We start from the raw sequence: 18,950 nt of genomic DNA, 5'->3' as shown, positions 1-18,950 counted from the left end.
GTCTCCAGAAATCATGTGTGGACGGCGGCAAGTGCGATGGCATCGGCAACCTCGTCGCACCGCTCCGAAAGATTGGCCGTCGCGACGCGCAAATTGCTGCTGGGCAGGATCGAGAACTTGGCACCGGGATGCACCGCGATGCCTCGGGCAGCAAGCGTCACCATGGCGAAAGGCTCCGACGAGACCGGCACCCAGGCACATAATCCCTCTCCGTGCCACGCATCGACGCCGCGCTCGCGAAGCGCATCGATGAGCCCTGCGCGGCGTTCCCGATAGGTCCTGCGGGCATGATCCAGGCACGATGCCGTCGCCGGATCGCGCAGCAGCCAGGCAGCCGCCGCCTGCAGGATACGGCTGGTCCAGCCGGAACTAAAGCTGCGATAGGACTGGATCTGGTCGATGATCGCCCGTGAGCTCGACAATACGGCGAGGCGCAGGTCCGGCCCGTGCGTCTTCGAGTAAGACAGAATATGGATGACCCGATCCGGAAAGAGATGTCCCATCGAATGACGTGGTGCCGTCGAGATATCGGCAATGCCATCGTCCTCGACGATCAGCGTATCCTTATCGCGAAGGATCTCCGTGAGGCTTGCCATGCGTGCCGGGCTCACGCTCTGGCCGGTGACGGAATGGATGCGCGGCTGGAAGATGAAAGCGACCGGGCGATATTTTAGCGCTTCCTCCAGCGAGGCCGGCAGCGGCCCCTCCTCGTCGCATTTCACCGGAATGATGCGGGCGCCCCGATCCTCGAGAATATCGAGAAGCCGCATGCCCGTCGGATCTTCGATCGCAACGGCAGCACCCGGCATGACGAGGGCGTTGATCAGGGTGTAGACGGCATTATAGCCGCCATTGGTCGCCAGGAACGCCTCCGGCTCATAGGGCCATGTCTTCCTGACCTCGCGCTCAAGCTCCGGCAGGATGCGGCTGCGCTCGTAGCTGTTGAGATTTTCGGCCGAGGCGCCATAGGCCATCGCCGCCTCCAGCTTTGGCAGCAGGCGAACATCGGGAACGGCTGCTGTCAGATTGAGGGCGTCGGAACCGTAATCGCCGACACTTGCTAACCGCGCCGGCTTCGCGACGAAGCGGTCGCCGCTGACCCATGTGCCATTCCTGCCGCGTCCGCTGATGATCTTCTGACGTCTGAGTTCGCTCCAGGCTTCCGACAGGGTCGCCGGGCTCACGCCAAGGACAAAGGCGAGGTCGCGGATCGGCGGCAGCTTGGTGCCAACAGGCAGGGCGCCAGCGCGAATGAGCGCGCTCGTTTCAAGCGCGATGCCACGGATGGTCCGATCGCTCAATTGTGAGGCAAACCATTTCGCATCCCGCTCTTCGCTCATTTTGACACCATTTTTAATGTTCAATAACATAATAACATTTGATCGACTTATATTGAACATTTACTCGTTGAGAAAACAAGTTTTCCCGCGAGTGAATTTCATGCCCCTTACTCTCCGCCTTGCCCTCCGCGACTGGGACTATATGACGCCTTTAGTCCTGGGCGATGTCTCCTCCCCGAAACTCGACATCAAGGTGGATCGGGTCGGCACGCTGGTCTCGCATGTTGGGAAGAGCGACGCCTATGACGCGGCGGAAACATCCTTCAGCCGCTACACGCAGATGCGCATCGACGGCGACGAGAGCGTGGTCGGCATACCGAACTTCATCATGCGCGGCTTCCGCCATCGCTGCGTCATCACGACCAAGGAAAGCCCGATCACGAGCTTCGCCCAATTAGCCGGCAAGCGTATCGGCGTCACCGGCTGGCGCGACTCCGGCAATACCTGGACGCGGGCAGCGCTACGCCGCGAAGGCGTCGGCGTCGAAGATGCCATATGGTATGCCGGCCGCCTCACTGAAGCCCATCCGATCACCGACCGCCTTGATGGCTTTGGCCGTCCCGGCCGCATAGAGGCGGCACCCGGCGAAAGGCCGATGGTGGACCTGCTGAAGGAAGGGCTGCTTGACGCGATCTTCACGCCCTTCATGCCGGACGGCTATTTCGCCGGCAACTCCGGCTTCCGCCAGCTCCTGCCCGATTTCCGCGCGGCCGAGCATCGCTATTTTGCCGATGTGGGCTATGTACCGGGGATGCACCTGATCGGCCTGAAGGCTGAGATCGTCGCCGAGCATCCCTGGGTCATTGCCGAATTGAGCAGGTTGATCGACGAATCGCAGCGCATGTGGCTCAGCAAGCGGCGCAAATATGCCGAAACCACGCCCTTCATGCTCGACGAACTGTTGAAATCGGCAACCGAGCTGCCCGAAGGGTGGGATGCGAGCGGCTTTGCCGCCAACCGCAAGATGATCGCCGATTTCGCCGAGGAGCTGCATGTGCAGGGCATCCTGCCGCGGCTGATGACGCCGGAGGAACTCTTCCCGTTCGACGTCGACGGCAGCCGGACAAGCGCTGCCTGACGACCACATCATATCAGAGACACAAAGCAAAAAGGGGAATGAACATGTCGCTGAAGAAAATGACCTACCTCGCCCTGGCAAGCCTGATGATGTCGGGCGCCGCCTTCGCCGAGGATGCGAGCCTGCCGAAACTTTCGGTCAACAAGGACCTGCAAGCCAAGCTGCCGGAAGCGATCCGCACATCGGGCAAAATGATCTCCGTCAACAACGGCTCTTTCCCTCCCTATGAAATCGTCACCGGCACCAAGCTGACCGGCGCCAGCGCCGATCTGACCGACGCGATCGGCGAGGTGCTTGGCGTGAAGATCGAGCATGAAAGCGTCAGCGGTCTGCCCGCCATCCTCGCCGGCATCAATTCCGGCCGCTATCAATTTGCCTTCGGCCCGATCGGCGATTTCAAGAGCCGCGAGGAAGCCAATGATTTCGTCGACTGGGTGCAGGAATTCGTCGTCTTCGCCGTCCAGAAGGGCAATCCGAAGGGCATTACCTCGCTCGATAGCGCCTGCGGCCAGCGCATCGCCGTCATGGCCGGCGGATCGGCCGAAAAGGTGATCCAGGTGCAGGCCGAGAAGTGCAAGACTGATGGCAAGGGTGCAATCGAGGTCCAGTCCTTCACCGACCAGCCGAGCTCGATCCTCGCCGTCCGCTCCAAGCGCTCCGATGCCTTCTTCTCTTCGCAGGCGCCGCTCACCTATTTCGTCTCGCAGGCGAACGGCCAGCTCGAATTAACGGGCGTCGGCCAGAAAAACGGTTTCGAGGATCTCTATCAAGGTGCCGTCGTGCCGAAAGGCTCGCCGCTCGGTCCGATCCTCAAGGAGGCCGTCAAGGTTCTTATGGACAACGGCACCTATGCCGCCATTATGAAAAAATGGGGCCTTGAGAACAACATGATCAAGGAACCCGGTATCAATCTTGGCGGGACGTTGCCGAAATGAGCTCGAACTCCAGAAACAACGCATCGCCTTCCGGCGATGCGGGGGAGCGGGATGTGGCGAATGCCCACACACCGTTCCCGAAGGGTCGTGTGGCAGCCTGGATCGTTACCCTTGCGATCGCGGCCTATTGGGCCTGGTCGGTCGCGCGCAATGAAAACTTCGGCTGGCATGTCGTCGCCCAGTACTTCTTCGACCCCGTCGTCATCAGCGGCCTCTATGTCTCGCTCGGGCTGACCGTCGTCGCCATGGTGCTCGGCATCGTCTTCGGCCTGTTGCTGGCGATTGCCCGCATGTCGAAAGACACCCTGGCAAGCACGCTCGCCTCGCTGTTCATCTGGTTCTTCCGCGGCACGCCGCTGCTGGTGCAGCTGATCTTCTGGTACAATCTTTCTACACTCTTCCCAACGCTATCGATCGGCATCCCCTTCGGCCCGACCTTCGTCAGCTGGGATACCAATTCCGTCATCAGCCCGATGACGGCGGCGATCGCCGGCCTTGCTCTGAACGAAGCCGCCTACATGGCCGAAATCATCCGTGGCGGCCTGCTTTCGGTCGATAGAGGCCAGTTCGAGACCGCCGAAGCCTTCGGCATGACGAGAAGCCGGGCTCTGCGCCGCATCATCATCCCGCAGGCCATGCGCTCCATCGTGCCGCCAACGGGTAATCAGTTGATCAGCATGATCAAGGCGACCTCGCTCGTCAGCGTCATCGCTATGGCCGATCTGCTTTATTCCGTGCAGTCGATTTATAACCGCACCTTTGAGGTCGTCCCGATGCTGCTCGTCGCCGTCATCTGGTATCTGCTGATTACGTCGGTGCTGAATATCGGCCAGAGCTATATCGAGCGCTACTATAGCCGCGCCGACCGCCGCACCAGCGGGACGAAGGTGGCAGCAGACGGCACGCCCGCGCTTGTGCCGGCACAGGAGGCAGGCCAATGAACGCTTCCGTGAACTCAATCGTCAACGCCAGCCCCCTGGTACAGGCGCGAAACGTCCACAAGTCCTTCGAACATCTTGAAGTCCTGAAAGGCATCGACCTCGATGTGACGCCCGGTGAAGTCGTCGTCATTCTCGGGCCGTCCGGTTCCGGCAAATCCACTTTCCTGCGCTGCATCAACCATCTGGAATCGATCAATCGCGGCTCGATCGAAGTCGATGGCGAGCAGATCGGTTATCGGCTGAACAAGGGCCGGCTGGTCAAGCTCTCCAGCCATGCGATCGCGCTGCAGCGGCGCAAGATCGGCATGGTGTTCCAGCAGTTCAATCTCTATCCGCATATGACAGCGCTGCAGAATGTCATTGAGGCGCCGATCGGCATTCATGGCGAAAGCCGCAAGCAGGCAACCGAGAATGCGCTGGCATTGCTCGACCGCGTTGGCTTGTCGGCCAAGGCTCACAACTACCCCCGGCAACTCTCCGGCGGCCAGCAGCAGCGCGTCGCGATTGCAAGAGCGCTGGCGATCAAGCCGAAGCTGATGCTCTTCGACGAACCGACCTCGGCGCTCGATCCGGAACTCGTCGGCGAAGTGCTCGCCACCATGCGTGACCTTGCCAGCCAAGGCCTGACGATGATCATCGTCACCCACGAGATCGGCTTCGCCCGCGAAGCGGCCGACCGAGTCGTCTTCATGGATGGCGGCAAGATCGTTGAGCAGGGCAAGCCGGAGGATGTGATCGGCAATCCGCAGCATCCGCGCACCAGAAGCTTCCTGTCGCGCTTCATCTAGCGCGATATACATATCATCCGTGATGCCCGCACGCTCTATGGCGAAAGGCGACTCAAAGCGAACCATTGGAATAGCCATGACCCTCGACAACGATTTCGCCCGCCTCTCGGATTTCGAGCCGATGAAGGCCGAACTGACCGGCATCCGCAGGCACCTGCATGCCAATCCCGAACTCTCCTTCGAAGAGGCGGAAACGGCGCGTTTCGTCGCCGAGAAGCTGGAAGCTTGGGGCTATGAGGTGACGCGCAATGTCGGCGGTCATGGCGTCGTCGCGCGCATGACGGTTGGAGCCGGCAAGAAGAGCATTGCGATCCGCGCCGACATGGACGCCCTGCCGATCACCGAGCAGACCGGCGCCGCCTATGCCAGCAAGACGCCGGGCAAGATGCATGCCTGCGGCCACGACGGCCACACCACCATATTGCTCGGAGCGGCCGAATATCTCGCCCGCACCCGCCGCTTCAACGGCACCGTGAACCTGATCTTCCAACCGGCTGAGGAGGCGGGCGCTGTCAGCGGCGCTCCCGCGATGATCAAGGATGGCCTGTTCGAACGCTTTCCCTTCGACGTCATTTACGGGCTGCACAATCATCCGGGTGCTGCGGAGGGCACCTGGCTGCTGCGCTCCGGCCCGCTGATGGCGGCCGCCGACACAGTTGAGATTACCATCATAGGCAAAGGCGGCCATGCCTCGCGCCCGCATCTGACTATCGACCCGGTGGTTGTCGCCTGCAACCTCGTCGTCAGTCTGCAGACAATTGTCGCCCGCAGCGTCGACCCGACCCAGACAGCGGTTGTCACCGTCGGCGCCATCCATGCCGGCGAAGTATCGAACGTCATTCCCGAAAGTGCGAAGATGCTGCTCACGGTTCGCTCCTTCGATCCGAAGGTGCGCGAGCTGCTTGAGGCGCGCATCCGCAAGCTGACAGCGTCCATTGCAGAGGGTTATGGCGCAAGTGTCGAGATCGACTACGTCTATGGCCATCCGGTCGTCGTCAACTCGGAGAAGGAAACGGAATTCGCGCGGATGGTCGCCGAGGAACTTGTCGGCGCTGAGAAGGTCGCCACCTGCGGCCTTATCCCCGGCAGCGAGGATTTCTCGCATTACCTGGAGCACAAGCCCGGCAGCTTCCTGCGCCTCGGCAACGGCGTGAACTCGGCCATCCTCCACAGCGCCAAGTATGATTTCGCCGATGAAAGCCTCACCGTCGGTGCCGCTATGTGGGCACGTCTGACCGAGCGTTATCTCGACGCCTGAACCCGTTCCTATCTGGATCGCAAGGCGGAGCCGGCGACGCCACGATAAACAGCAGCCCTGGCAACAAGCCGGGGCTGATCCGTTTTCTGGATGTCATGGAAAAAAGCGGAATGCGATGCTTTCAATAGCGCCGCTAGACCCGCGGCGCAGTGCGATTCCTGCCTTTATAAATACTACTTATCGAAGGATCCAAGACTATCGCCCGTTGCAGGCGCTGTATTTGCAGGCGTTTCAGTTCCCAGCCCGGCTTCCAGCTGCCCATTCTGAGTCTGCATTACCCGCCATTCATTTTCGAGGCGATCAATCACATACGTAGGAATTTCATTTCTTACGTTTTCAAACTCTTGCATCACGACCTCCATTGCCATGCGACTGGCATGACATGGAGGAGTTTCTTTGTAAATCAAGGCATTAAATTATTTAAACGATTAAAATATTTTCAATCGTTTGAAATATCGCCTTCTGTGGAAAAGATTCCAACAGCGTTAATGCGCGATGGGAGCCTACCGCGGCGAAGCGGGGTCATTGACGGCAGCAAAGCCGGGGTGGCGAGCAGCCGACGGTTGCAATCGCCCATCAAACTCCAGATCCTGCGCGCGTCCGATCGAATCATGTTGTTCGCGCATGGCGTCAGCCGCCTCGCGCACCACTTCGGAAATCTGCAGGAGCTGTTTGGCGAGAGGGCTCGTCCTGCGCCAGATCATGCCGATGGTGCGCGAGGGCTGCGGGCTTTGGAAGCGCACGGTCGACACCGAGGCCGAGCGGGTTTCCACCGCCACGGCCATCTCCGGTATCAAAGTGACGCCGATGCCGGCGCTGACCATCTGCACCAGCGTCGACAGCGAGCTGCCGTCCATCAGTTCCCGCGGCAAAGCTGAATGGATGTTACAGAAGGAAAGAGCTTGATCGCGAAAGCAGTGCCCCTCTTCCAACAGCAGCAGCCGCATTTCGCGAAGCGCCTCGCGGTTGGGAACCGGCTTGCCTTCGTCCTCGCTCGGTCGCACCAACACGAAGTTTTCCGCAAACAGCGGCACTTCCGTCAGAGATGTCTCAGAGACGGGCAGAGCGACGATCGCCGTATCCAGCCTCCCCTCCTCCAGCTCTTCGACCAGCTTCGACGTCAAAGTCTCGCGCACATGGATATCCAACCCGTCATAGATGCGGGAGAGATTGCCGATGATGCTCGGCAGCAGATAGGGCGCGACCGTGGGGATGATGCCGATGCGCAACCGGCCCACCGGCTGATCGCGCGACGCACGGGCAAGATCTCCCAGCTCGTCGACGGAGCGCAGGATGTCGCGGACACGGATCGCGAAGGCCTCCCCGAAATTGGTCAACCGGACCTGTCTCGCGCCTCTTTCGAAGAGGTTCGTGCCGAGCTGCTCCTCCAGCTCCTTGATCTGCATCGACAAGGCGGGCTGAGAGATCGAGCATAGATCGGCGGCACGTCCGAAGTGGCCGAGCCGAGCCAGCGCTTCGAAATAGCGAAGCTGTTTGAGCGTGAAGTTTGCCATAAGTCTATCTTATCGCGCCAATCAGGAAATCCAACTTAAATTAATGGAAAGCCTTGGCTATAGTGCCGCAGCAAAGATGAGATGCGGCCGCCTGTCATACGAAGCTCATAATGAGAGCATTGACTGCGTTCAGTTCATCGATGCACGGACCGGTCGGAAGGCAGGGGATCCAAGCTTTGCCTGCTTCCACGTCTCCGTTTCACGCGAGGCCAGAATGACGAGAGATTCATGCGTCTGACATGTCGCTGCCATACCAGTTTTGGAACCGGGCCATTTCCCGGCGGGCTGGCAAAGCTCCTTCTCCGGTCGTCACAAATCAAATCATCGTAAGGGAGAGTATCATGGATACAAAAGTCGAGACTGCCGGCAAATGTCCGTTTCCGCATGGGAACACGAGCGTTTCCGCACGTTCGAACCGGGACTGGTGGCCGAATCAGCTGAACCTCAAGATCCTTCATCAGAACTCCGCGCTGTCCAGCCCGATGGGCAAGGCATTCAACTATGCCGAAGAGTTCAAGAAGCTCGATCTGGAGGCCCTGAAGAAGGACCTCACCGCCCTGATGACGGATTCGCAGGAGTGGTGGCCGGCCGACTTCGGTCACTACGGTCCGCTCTTCATCCGCATGGCCTGGCATAGCGCCGGCACCTACCGCACGGGCGACGGCCGCGGCGGCGCCTCCTCCGGCACGCAGCGTTTCGCACCGCTCAACAGCTGGCCGGACAACGTCAACCTCGACAAGGCTCGCCGTCTCCTTTGGCCGATCAAGCAGAAATACGGCAACAGCATCTCCTGGGCCGACCTGCTGGTACTGACCGGTAACGTCGCGCTGGAATCCATGGGCTTCAAGACCTTCGGCTTCGGCGGTGGTCGCGAAGATGTCTGGGAGCCGGAAGAGGACATTTACTGGGGCGCGGAAGATACCTGGCTCGGCGACAAGCGCTACAGCGGCGATCGCGATCTGGAAAACCCGCTCGCAGCCGTGCAGATGGGTCTCATCTACGTCAATCCTGAGGGACCGAACGGCAATCCGGACCCGCTTGCAGCCGCTCGCGACATCCGCGAAACCTTCGCCCGCATGGCAATGAACGACGAAGAAACTGTCGCCCTCATTGCCGGCGGTCACACCTTCGGCAAGACCCATGGTGCCGGTGACGCAGCCCATGTCGGCCCCGAGCCGGAAGCAGCCGGCATCGAAGAACAGGGCCTCGGCTGGAAGAGCAGCTTCGGCACTGGCAAGGGCGGCGACACGATCGGTAGCGGTCTCGAAGTCACCTGGACCTCGACGCCGACCAAGTGGAGCAACAACTTCTTCTGGAACCTGTTCGGCTATGAATGGGAACTGACGAAGAGCCCGGCGGGCGCGCATCAGTGGGTGCCGAAGCATGGCGCCGGCGCCGGCTCGATCCCGGACGCGCATGACAAGTCCAAGCGTCACGCTCCTGCCATGCTGACCACCGACCTCGCCCTGCGCTTCGACCCGGCTTATGAGAAGATTTCCCGCCGCTTTTTCGAAAATCCGGATGAGTTCGCCGATGCCTTTGCTCGCGCATGGTTCAAGCTGACCCATCGCGATATGGGCCCGCGCGTGCGCTATCTCGGCCCGGAAGTGCCGAGCGAAGAGCTCATCTGGCAGGATCCGATCCCGGCGGCCGGTCCCGTATCGATCGAGCCCAGCGATGTCGCCGCCCTCAAGGCGGAGATTGCTGCATCGGGTCTCACCATCCCGCAGCTGGTTTCGACCGCCTGGGCTTCGGCTTCGACCTTCCGCGGCTCAGACAAGCGCGGCGGTGCAAACGGCGCTCGCATCCGTCTTGCTCCACAGAAGGACTGGGAGGCTAACCAGCCGGCACAGCTCGCTTCCGTGCTGGCAACGCTCGAAGGCATCCAGAAGAAGTTCAACGATGCCCAGACCGGCGGCAAGACTGTATCGATTGCCGATCTGATCGTTCTCGGCGGCTCGGTCGCTATCGAACAGGCTGCAAAGAAGGCCGGCCATGACGTGGTCGTACCCTTCGCTCCGGGCCGCACCGATGCGACGCAGGAACAAACCGATGTCGAGGCCTTCGCCGTTCTCGAGCCGATCGTCGACGGCTTCCGCAACTATCAGCGGCAGGCCTACACCGTCTCTTCCGAAGAGCTGCTGATCGACAAGGCACAGCTTCTGACGCTGACGGCGCCGGAAATGACCGCCCTCATCGGCGGCCTGCGTGTGCTGAATGCCAATGTCGGCCAGAGCCAGCACGGCGTCTTCACCAAGCGTCCGGAAACCCTGACCAACGACTTCTTCGTGAATCTGCTCGACATGGGCACGGAGTGGAAGGCCGTTTCGGATGCCAAGGACGTCTTCGAAGGCCGCGACCGCGCAACCGGCGACGTGAAGTGGACCGCGACACGCGCCGATCTCGTTTTCGGCTCCAACTCGCAACTGCGCGCGATCGCCGAAGTCTACGGCCAGTCCGATGCCGAGAAGAAGTTCGTCCAGGACTTCGTTGCGGCATGGACCAAGGTCATGAACGCCGACCGCTTCGACATCGCTTGATGCTGAAAATATCGGGCGCGATCAAAGGTGATCGCGCCCTTTTTCAACCGCCTTCAGAAACGGCATTTGGCCGTTTGCTTCTTTCGAACCACGCATTCAATCCCGTGCGTGCGGGCTGCTCGATCAGATAGTAGCTAAGCAACCCAAGGCATATGGCTATGACCAGCGCAGGCAGTTCGGCTAAGAGACCTTGCCGAGCCAGCACGTAAAACGGCTGCTGCCATAGATATATTGAGAACGACATCCGCCCAAGTCGCCGAATAATGGAGCCTTCAAATAAAATCCTGGAAAAGCGAGTGGCGCTCTCGATCGAACACACGCTGATCGCCAGCAACAGGGTTTTAACGCCGAAAAATAGCCAGGCGACATCGGCGAACAAGCGCGCAGCCAAGCCGCAGAAAAATATCAAAGGTACCAACCATTCCAGGGGTAATCCGCGGCTTCGCTGCCCGATCAGCAGGAACAACCCAGCTGAAATCAAAATTGGCGCTGCCGCCACCTGGCTCGACCAAAAAACGATAAATGGATTTTGCCCGTAAACGTCATATTGCAAAATGCCGGTGGCAAGTGCGGTAAGACCAAGCAACAAGAGGGAAAACCCCACGAACCTGTTACCGGCACCACGCAATGAAAAGGCTAGCAGCCCAAGCAGGAGGTAGCTGTGCTCTTCGACGCATAATGACCAAATGTGATCGAATATCGAGACGAAGGTGTGACTGGTAATTATGAAGTAGTTTAACGTGAAAGAAAGGGCGGCGAGGACAGCCGCAAGGTCGGGCGCAAGCGACGTTGACGAGAAGATCGCCGTATTCACCAAAACAAATATAAACAAAGTTGGATAGACGCGGCTGAAACGCCGAAGGAAGAAAGTGCCCAAAGGCATCTCCCTGACGAAAAGGATCTCGGCCATAAGGCGTCAGGAGAGCACGAAAAATAGATCCACACCGGCGGATCCAAGACCGGGCATGTACTTGTCGCCGCCGAAATGGCCCATCAATACCAGCAAGACGGCGAGTCCACGCCATCCATCAAGGGCCGGAATATAGGTCGGTCTTCCTGCTTCTGACATCGGTAACCATCGGCTGCGCTATCGAACCGCTACCGTAAGGCGTCAATATTAATGAAATTACTTTAAGTACTATCGAAAGTAAGCACAGCGCCAACATTTGAAGTAATGCGATTTCACTACGAATACGTCTCAAACATGCACTCGTGAGATTGAATAATGATCGTGTGACAATCGGCAACGCTTCTAGCGGCCATTCCTCCGCACATCGAATCGTCCTCTTGCTCCGGCGCCATGCTTCCGGACACAATTGGAAGCATCGAACACCGGCTGCAATGCATCGCTTGCAGGCTGCAGCTCAATCGACGCAGCACAGGGGCGCGGCGTTGTGCAACGGTAGCGGCAGGGTCATGACGGGATTGGGAATCGTAAGCGCATCCAGTGTCGCCGTCTGCTCGGGCGAGAGCTGGACATCGAGTGCGCCGATATCCTCATTGAGTTGTTCCAGCGTATGAACGCCGATAATCGTCGAAGATACGCCAAGGCGTCCCATTGCCCAGGCAAGAGCGACGCGTGCGGTCGTCGTACCGAGCTCGTCGGCGACGCGGAATAAGGCGTCCACGATTTCAAGATCCTGCTCATCGGGCCTTTGCGCCAATTGCGCCGCATGCCCCCGTCTCATGCCCGCATTATTGGCAGGCTTATATTTGCCGCTGATGAGACCGCCACTCAAGGGCGAATGCGAGACGACGCCAAGCCCCAATCCTGTTGCCAGCGGAATGAGCTCGTTTTCAAACAGCCTTGCTGCAAGCGAATATTCGATCTGCAGACCGATGAACCGAGCCCAGCCGTTGGATTGCGCCAGGAGGTGCGCATGCGCCACCTTCCAGGCAGGGGCATCGGAAATGCCGAAGTAACGCAATTTTCCGGACTGAACGAGATCGTGGAGCGCTGCCAGTATGTCTTCCAGGGGCGCCTGGATATCCCAATTATCAAGCCAATAAAGGTCGAGATAATCGGTGCGCAGCCGTCGAAGGGCCTGCTCGAAACCGGCTATCACGGCCTTGCGGCCAGGTGTTTCACCATCCCATTCGACATTGAATTTGCCAGCAATGACAAGATCGCCACGTCTGATCGAATTCTGGGCGATATAGGTGCCGACAACCGTCTGGCCGCCCGCTTTGACCGCTCCATTGCCAGTATCGAGGTAGTTGCCACCGAGTTCGAGATAGCGCGCCAGAACTGCAGCAGGCTGGTTTTCACGGGATGGCCAGGCGCCCCCCGTATCAAAAGTCATGGTTCCGAGCGCAAGCGGACTGACGCGCAACTCCGAGCGGCCGAGTGCGGCATAGTCTTCGAGATGCATGCATAATCCCCCAGCCGGTCTGCAGCCGCTACATAACTTTCCACATCATGTAAGTGCATCAAGCAAGGGAGATAAGCACCAATTTACAATTTTACAATTCGGAAATCCGGATAATCGGCGCGACACCGTTCAATTTTGCAACCGCATATCACGAAAGGAACAATTCCTCCGCCGCCACGCTCTAGCGCTTGCGTATGAACTCGGTGCGGAGAACCAAACCCTTGATCCCGTCGTAACGGCAATCGACCTCTTCAGGATTGTCGGTCAGTCGAATGGACTTGATAACCGTGCCTTGCTTCAAGGTCTGGTTGGCGCCTTTCACTTTCAGATCCTTGATGAGGGTAACCGAGTCGCCATCGGCAAGCACGTTACCGCTTGCATCAAGTACGATGAGGCCTGTTGCGGCAGTTGCGGCAGCCATCTCTGCGGCGGGCCGCCACTCGCCGGTCACTTCGTCATAGACATATTCGTCATTTTGGCCGGTCATTCCAAACTCCACTTCACGTTTTTTTCAAATATTCCGGAGCCAACAAATGCCTGGCTTCCATCTCAATCATGATCCGAAAATGGCGTCTATCCGAGACCATCAGCCCATGCAATACAGGCAGCCGCGCAAAGCGACAGCCCTGAGGCGGGCCTAACCTTCCGGTTTCACGCCGAGACCGACCAGGGATTGCGGCCCTCGCGAAGCCACGACAGCGTGTCGACCCAGAAACTCTCCTTGTAGCTATCGTGAAACAGGCCGAAATGACCGGTCCTGTCGCGGCCAAGGTCAATAGGATGCACATGCACCAGGATGGATTGCGCACCCGTATAATAGTTCAGCGCGCGGCGAACCGCCGGCACCGTGCCGAGTTCATCGTCCGAAACCGCAATCGCGAGGATCGGCGCCCGGACCGCGGCCATTCGCCGAAGAGCATCCTGCCTCTCTGCCGCTGGATGGCTGCGCTCGAACCGAGGACCACGAAAGCTCCACTCATTTGCTACCCCCTTCGGCAGATCCTCCAGCCAGCCAAGCCGGCGACCGGGAAAATAGCCGCAGAGCGCAGTGATTGCGGGCATGGCGACATGCCATTTGAAAAAGAGGGCAGCGCGGCGGTGCGGCAGGTAATCGCCCCACCAGGCATATTGGGCGCCGACTGTCAGCATCCTGTCCATCATAGGAGCATGTTCGGCCAGTCCCGGCAGGAAACCGCCGACGCTATGGCCGACCACCATCAATGGGCCGCTGCGACGATAGCCAGCCAGCCATTGAAGTGCGGCATCGAAATCCCGCTCACCCCAATCCCGCCAGCGATAGCGGGATCCACGCAGCCGTTGCGGCCGCGATAGCCCGATACCGCGATAATCATAGGTCAGGACATCGAACCCATGCCGAGCCAGAAATTGCGCGTAGCGGTGATAGTAGCGCGCAAGCACGCCCGTGGCCGGGTTGATGATAACGCTGCCTTCCGGCTTGGCCGTCTCCGCCAGCCAGAGATGACCGCCGAGAACGACGCTGTCGGCACATGAAATGGAAATCGGCGTGCTACGCGGCCCCGAGGATGATGGAATGTGTTGCTCGTTCATGGGACGGAGGATGATGCCACCGCCGCATTGTGTATATTCACTACCCGGTATACATTGAGTCATGAAAAACAGCTCGCAGCCGACACGCGAACGCATACTTGAGGCGGCCGGAAAACTCTTCCATCGCGATGGCATCCGCGCGATCAGTGTCGATGCCATCGCCGAAAAGGCAGGCATCACCAAGCGTACCCTCTACTATCATTTCCGCAGCAAGGACGACCTGATCGCCGCCCATCTGCAGGTGCGGGACGAGCCGAACCTCGTCCTCTTCAAACGCTGGTTCGAGGAAACGAAAGGCGATACAGCCGAGAAGGTTGCCGGCATTTTTCGCCATCTGGCACAATCGGCGCGTAGCGCTAAATGGAAGGGCTGCGGGTTCCTGCGCACCTCGGTCGAGCTCATCAACCTTCCCGGCCATCCGGCTCTGGTGGCTGCTCGCGCCCATAAGAAGCGCGTCGAGGATTGGCTTGCTTCAACCTTTATGGAAGCCGGAGCCGGCAATGATGCCCTGCCGCTCGCGCGCCAGATCATGCTGCTCCTCGACGGTTCATTTGCCGTGGTCCTGCTCCATCGCGATCCGAGCTATATGGAAACTGCGGCGGATGCGGCAGCCGAGCTCGTCAAAAGTCGTCTGACGGCACCGCCAGAACTCGATTCCGCGACTGACAAACCATGTCAGTTGAACGAAAGCAGGCCGTAGAGATTGGCAGCAGCCGCATCGATCTGGATAGCCTGATCCGATCCGGTTCCACTCGCCTCGTCCTTTTCTTTCTTCGCCCGCCTTTCGAGGGCTTTCGTGACCTTGTCGTTGCTGTCGCCATCTTGAGCGCTCTCGATAACGTCTTCAATCGACAGGCCAAGCTTATCGAGGCCGAGCTGCCTTTCAAGCGCATGAAACACCGCCATGCCCCCAGCCTGCACCTTTATCTCGCCATAGACCTTTTTCATCGCTGCAACAAACTCGTCCATGGAGGAATAGTCGCTTCGTTCGACCCCCAGAGCCCTGCCTGTCCGCTCGATAAGATCAAGCTTCTGCTTCGCGATGCTGTCCTTGCTCATGCTGAACATGGCTTCCGAAACTTTCGATTGAGCTTGAGTGGGCTGCTTGGAAACGGCCACCTTATTCGTCAGGCCGGTCGCCACCGCGATGAGGCCATCGGCGGCGGATGGAGGCTGCTCCGATATTGTCGAGCCCTTATTCAATTGCCGGAGAATGGCCAAAGCCGCCGAAGGCACATTTGAAATCGATGTCATCGCTTATCCTCAAGCGCCACAGCCTCTCCCTCATGGAAGCCTGACGCAAAGCTCTATGCCTCATGCGATAGTCGATGATTCAATTACTACCGGAAGTTAGTTAAGGTTTGAATAACCCAGGATACGCCTCGCCACGAAATATTCCCTATAAGTTGTATTCCGCCATAAGAGTTATTGTCGACGCGACGGCCACCACGAAACCGGCCGTGCGACGATTTCCGGATGCCGCGCTGCCGCATCGATAGGATCAATGATACTTCAGACGCTCGCGGCCAAGAATGGCGGGCGCGTCGACGCTAGCGATCGGCTGGGAGAGATCGCTCGAAATGTCGCCGGCCAATTGCAAGTCGAGATAGCGTGCGCAGCAGACCCGCAGGAACGAGGTGAAATTGCCGAGATCATGGCCGGCATCGATCGATTCATGGTGCAGCTTGGTAATCAGCTGCACCACGTTCATGCCGTCACGCCGGGCGATTTCCTCCAGCTTCGACCAGAAGAAGTTTTCCAGTCTGACGCTGGTCACCATACCGTCGATGCGTAGGGAGCGCGTGGTGCTTTCCCATAGCCTGGCATCGGCCTTGATGAACAATTCGCACATGCACGCCTCCCCTTTCAGCTTCAAGCAGCATTGGCTTCCGACAATGCGCTTGCATCGAGCATAGCCATGAATTGCCGCAACCATGCCGGATGCGCCGGCCAGGCCGGTGCGGTGACGAGATTACCGTCGGCAACCGCGTCATTGATGGCAATATCGGCATAGGTCCCGCCGGCAAGCTCCACGTCGGGACGGCAGGCGGGATAGGCCGAGCAGGTGCGTCCCTTGAGGACACCGGCCGCTGCCAACAGTTGCGCACCGTGGCAGATGGCGGCAACCGGCTTGTCTGCCCCGAAGAAATGCTGAACGGCCTTAATGACCTCTGGATTCAGGCGCAGATATTCCGGCGCGCGACCGCCCGGAATGACAAGTGCGTCGTAATCCTCAGCCCGGATACTGGCGAAGGTCGCGTTCAATGCGAAATTGTGGCCGCGCTTCTCGGAATAGGTCTGATCACCTTCGAAATCATGAATGGCCGTTGCCACGGTCTCGCCGGCATTCTTGCCGGGGCAGACGGCATGAACCGTATAGCCGCAGACAAGCAGCGTCTGGAACGGCACCATGGTCTCGTAGTCCTCGGTGAAATCACCGGTGATCATCAAAATCTTTGCTGCTGGCATCGTCGTCCTCCCTCAAAAACCAACGGACGGCAGTCTAGCAAAGCGCCTGCGGTTGTGGGTATTAGGCCAATACTACACACCGTTTATGACCCTGCCTATTGCGCCGGCGCACGGCTGATGTCCGGGACTGAGCAGGCTTCGCTACCGCCGAACAGGCGCGAGCGGGTCAGAAATCGCTTCTCCCGCCCATTGTCGAGCGAGAACATGCCGCCGCGCCCCGGCACGACGTCGATGATGAGCTGCGTATGCTTCCACGCCTCGAACTGGCTGCCGCTGATGTAGACCGGCACGCCGCCGATCTCGCCGAGTTTGACATCGTTGTCGCCGATCATGAATTCGCCTGCCGGATAGCACATCGGCGAAGAGCCGTCGCAGCAGCCACCCGACTGATGGAACAGGATATCGGGATGGTCCTGCTGTATCTCGCGGATAAGCTCGAGCGCCTTATCGGTCGCCAGCACCCGCGGCTCCGATCCACTGTCGTCCATTATGATCCTCCATCACCCCCTGAAAATGCCGGAAGGCTCCGGGCCGCAGCCGGGAGCCTTGCTCGCTTGGTTGGGAGAACTCAGAAGAAGCCGAGTGCCTTCGGGCTGTAGCTCACCAGCATGTTCTTGGTCTGCTGGTAGTGATCGAGCATCATCTTGTGCGTCTCGCGCCCGATGCCCGATTGTTTATAGCCGCCGAAGGCAGCGTGCGCCGGATAGGCATGGTAGCAATTCGTCCAGACGCGGCCAGCCTGGATCTCCCGGCCGAAGCGATAAGCGCGATTGCCGTCGCGGGTCCATACGCCGGCGCCGAGGCCGTAGAGCGTGTCGTTGGCGATTTCGAGCGATTCTTTCTCATCCTTGAAGGTCGTGACCGATACGACCGGGCCGAAGATCTCCTCCTGGAAGACCCGCATCTTGTTATGCCCCTTGAAGATGGTCGGCTTGACGTAATAGCCGCTCGACAGCTCGCCGCCGAGATCGGCGCGACCGCCGCCCGTCAGCACTTCGGCGCCTTCCTGTTTGCCGATATCGAGATAGGAGAGGATCTTCTCCATCTGCTCGCTCGATGCCTGGGCGCCGATCATGGTTGCGGCATCAAGCGGATTGCCCTGCTTGATGGCTTCCACGCGCTTGACAGCACGCTCCATGAAGCGGTCGTAGACCGATTCCTGGATCAGCGCTCGGCTCGGGCATGTGCAGACCTCGCCTTGGTTAAGCGCGAACATCGCAAAGCCTTCGAGCGCCTTGTCGAAGAAATCGTCGTCCTCGGCGGCGACATCGGCAAAGAAGATGTTCGGCGACTTGCCGCCGAGTTCGAGCGTGACGGGGATCAGGTTCTGGCTGGCATATTGCATGATGAGCCGGCCTGTCGTCGTCTCGCCGGTAAAGGCGATCTTGGCGATGCGCGGGCTCGTTGCAAGCGGTTTACCGGCCTCCAGGCCGAAGCCATTGACGATGTTGAGCACGCCCGGCGGCAGGAGATCGCCAACCAGCTCAGCCCAGACCAGAAGTGAGGCCGGTGTCTGCTCGGCAGGCTTGATGACGACGCAATTGCCGGCGGCAAGCGCCGGCGCAAGCTTCCAGGCGGCCATCAGGATCGGGAAGTTCCAGGGAATGATCTGGCCGACGACGCCGAGCGGCTCATGGAAATGATAGGCGACGGTATCGTGGTCGATCTCGCCGATCGAGCCTTCCTGGGCGCGAATGCAGGAAGCGAAGTAGCGGAAGTGATCGATGGCGAGCGGAATGTCGGCCGCCATAGTCTCGCGGATCGGCTTGCCATTGTCCCAGCTTTCCGCCTGCGCCAGCACTTCCAGCTTGTCTTCCATGCGCTGGGCGATCTTCATCAGGATATTGGAGCGCTCGGTCGTGGAGGTCCGGCCCCATTTGTCTTTCGCCGCATGAGCGGCGTCGAGGGCCGCGTTGATGTCCTTTTCGTCGGAGCGCGGTATCTCGCAGATCTTGCCGCCGGTGATCGGCGTCAAGTTGTCGAAGTACCTTCTGGCAATCGGCTCGCGCCACTCGCCGCCAATATAGTTGCCATATTTCAGCTTGAACGGAGATTCCACGATCTTTTGATGCAGCATGCCATCCTCCCTTGGTCGGCAGGTTCGATGAGCGAACCGATGGGAGAAGTCTGCGGCCACATCGCGGCC

General features: G+C 59.3%; 19 protein-coding genes. 7 read left to right on the top strand and 12 right to left on the bottom strand.

The window, feature by feature from the left end:
• Positions 1-11: 11 nt before the first annotated feature.
• Entirely contained in the window at positions 12-1,340 is a 1,329-nt protein-coding gene (locus tag FHX05_RS20190) for a PLP-dependent aminotransferase family protein (RefSeq protein ID WP_112410456.1), read from the bottom strand.
• 100 nt (positions 1,341-1,440) lie between these two features.
• Here FHX05_RS20190 and FHX05_RS20185 point away from each other — a divergent pair, with 100 nt between their 5' ends.
• From FHX05_RS20185 to FHX05_RS20165, 5 genes are all read left to right on the top strand, one after another.
• Positions 1,441-2,418, top strand: a complete 978-nt coding sequence (locus FHX05_RS20185; protein WP_112336106.1) for an ABC transporter substrate-binding protein — start codon at positions 1,441-1,443, stop codon at positions 2,416-2,418.
• A 44-nt stretch (positions 2,419-2,462) separates the two neighbouring features.
• Positions 2,463-3,353 (top strand): ABC transporter substrate-binding protein, encoded by an 891-nt coding sequence (locus FHX05_RS20180; RefSeq protein ID WP_112336107.1) that lies wholly within the window; start codon positions 2,463-2,465, stop codon positions 3,351-3,353.
• On the top strand, positions 3,350-4,294 hold the full coding sequence (locus tag FHX05_RS20175) for an amino acid ABC transporter permease (protein ID WP_183874067.1): 945 nt from the start codon (positions 3,350-3,352) through the stop codon (positions 4,292-4,294). Before FHX05_RS20180 ends, FHX05_RS20175 begins: the two co-directional genes overlap by 4 nt.
• On the top strand, positions 4,291-5,082 hold the full coding sequence (locus tag FHX05_RS20170) for an amino acid ABC transporter ATP-binding protein (protein ID WP_246699011.1): 792 nt from the start codon (positions 4,291-4,293) through the stop codon (positions 5,080-5,082). Before FHX05_RS20175 ends, FHX05_RS20170 begins: the two co-directional genes overlap by 4 nt.
• Before the next feature lie 76 nt (positions 5,083-5,158).
• Positions 5,159-6,340, top strand: a complete 1,182-nt coding sequence (locus FHX05_RS20165; RefSeq protein WP_183874065.1) for a M20 aminoacylase family protein — start codon at positions 5,159-5,161, stop codon at positions 6,338-6,340.
• A 173-nt stretch (positions 6,341-6,513) separates the two neighbouring features.
• On the opposite strand, the gene FHX05_RS20160 is transcribed toward FHX05_RS20165, so the two are convergent.
• Both FHX05_RS20160 and FHX05_RS20155 read right to left on the bottom strand, forming a co-directional pair.
• Complete coding sequence (locus FHX05_RS20160; protein WP_015343350.1) at positions 6,514-6,690, bottom strand: hypothetical protein; 177 nt, start codon at positions 6,688-6,690, stop codon at positions 6,514-6,516.
• Between the two features lie 153 nt (positions 6,691-6,843).
• Positions 6,844-7,854, bottom strand: coding sequence for a LysR substrate-binding domain-containing protein (locus FHX05_RS20155; protein WP_183874064.1), 1,011 nt, complete (start codon positions 7,852-7,854; stop codon positions 6,844-6,846).
• A 341-nt stretch (positions 7,855-8,195) separates the two neighbouring features.
• On the opposite strand from FHX05_RS20155, the gene katG reads away from it, so the two are divergent.
• Positions 8,196-10,394, top strand: coding sequence for a catalase/peroxidase HPI (gene katG, locus FHX05_RS20150; RefSeq protein ID WP_183874062.1), 2,199 nt, complete (start codon positions 8,196-8,198; stop codon positions 10,392-10,394).
• A gap of 43 nt (positions 10,395-10,437) precedes the next feature.
• Here katG and FHX05_RS20145 read toward each other — a convergent pair whose 3' ends face one another.
• From FHX05_RS20145 to FHX05_RS20130, 4 genes are all read right to left on the bottom strand, one after another.
• Entirely contained in the window at positions 10,438-11,277 is an 840-nt protein-coding gene (locus tag FHX05_RS20145; RefSeq protein ID WP_348648331.1) for an acyltransferase, read from the bottom strand.
• Between the two features lie 481 nt (positions 11,278-11,758).
• A complete protein-coding gene (locus tag FHX05_RS20140; RefSeq protein ID WP_183711617.1) occupies positions 11,759-12,766 on the bottom strand; it encodes an aldo/keto reductase in 1,008 nt (335 codons plus the stop codon).
• 181 nt (positions 12,767-12,947) lie between these two features.
• Positions 12,948-13,253, bottom strand: coding sequence for a zinc ribbon domain-containing protein YjdM (locus FHX05_RS20135; protein WP_183711615.1), 306 nt, complete (start codon positions 13,251-13,253; stop codon positions 12,948-12,950).
• 164 nt (positions 13,254-13,417) lie between these two features.
• Entirely contained in the window at positions 13,418-14,335 is a 918-nt protein-coding gene (locus tag FHX05_RS20130; RefSeq protein WP_183874060.1) for an alpha/beta fold hydrolase, read from the bottom strand.
• A gap of 61 nt (positions 14,336-14,396) precedes the next feature.
• Here FHX05_RS20130 and FHX05_RS20125 point away from each other — a divergent pair, with 61 nt between their 5' ends.
• Complete coding sequence (locus FHX05_RS20125) at positions 14,397-15,035, top strand: TetR/AcrR family transcriptional regulator (RefSeq protein WP_183874058.1); 639 nt, start codon at positions 14,397-14,399, stop codon at positions 15,033-15,035.
• On the opposite strand, the gene FHX05_RS20120 is transcribed toward FHX05_RS20125, so the two are convergent.
• From FHX05_RS20120 to adh, 5 genes are all read right to left on the bottom strand, one after another.
• Positions 15,011-15,589, bottom strand: a complete 579-nt coding sequence (locus tag FHX05_RS20120; RefSeq protein ID WP_183874056.1) for a hypothetical protein — start codon at positions 15,587-15,589, stop codon at positions 15,011-15,013. The two genes, FHX05_RS20125 and FHX05_RS20120, sit on opposite strands and share 25 nt — an antisense overlap.
• A gap of 247 nt (positions 15,590-15,836) precedes the next feature.
• Complete coding sequence (locus FHX05_RS20115) at positions 15,837-16,187, bottom strand: ribbon-helix-helix domain-containing protein (protein ID WP_183711603.1); 351 nt, start codon at positions 16,185-16,187, stop codon at positions 15,837-15,839.
• Between the two features lie 20 nt (positions 16,188-16,207).
• Entirely contained in the window at positions 16,208-16,804 is a 597-nt protein-coding gene (locus FHX05_RS20110; RefSeq protein WP_183711601.1) for a DJ-1/PfpI family protein, read from the bottom strand.
• A gap of 95 nt (positions 16,805-16,899) precedes the next feature.
• On the bottom strand, positions 16,900-17,292 hold the full coding sequence (locus tag FHX05_RS20105; RefSeq protein WP_112399541.1) for a DUF779 domain-containing protein: 393 nt from the start codon (positions 17,290-17,292) through the stop codon (positions 16,900-16,902).
• 80 nt (positions 17,293-17,372) lie between these two features.
• Complete coding sequence (adh, locus tag FHX05_RS20100) at positions 17,373-18,881, bottom strand: aldehyde dehydrogenase (protein WP_183874054.1); 1,509 nt, start codon at positions 18,879-18,881, stop codon at positions 17,373-17,375.
• Positions 18,882-18,950 lie beyond the last annotated feature (69 nt).

The organism is Rhizobium sp. BK491, assembly GCF_014194925.1.
Lineage (GTDB): Bacteria > Pseudomonadota > Alphaproteobacteria > Rhizobiales > Rhizobiaceae > Rhizobium.
The sequence above is the reverse complement of the archived record's forward strand: the minus strand, read 5'-3'. Positions and strand labels throughout refer to the sequence as shown.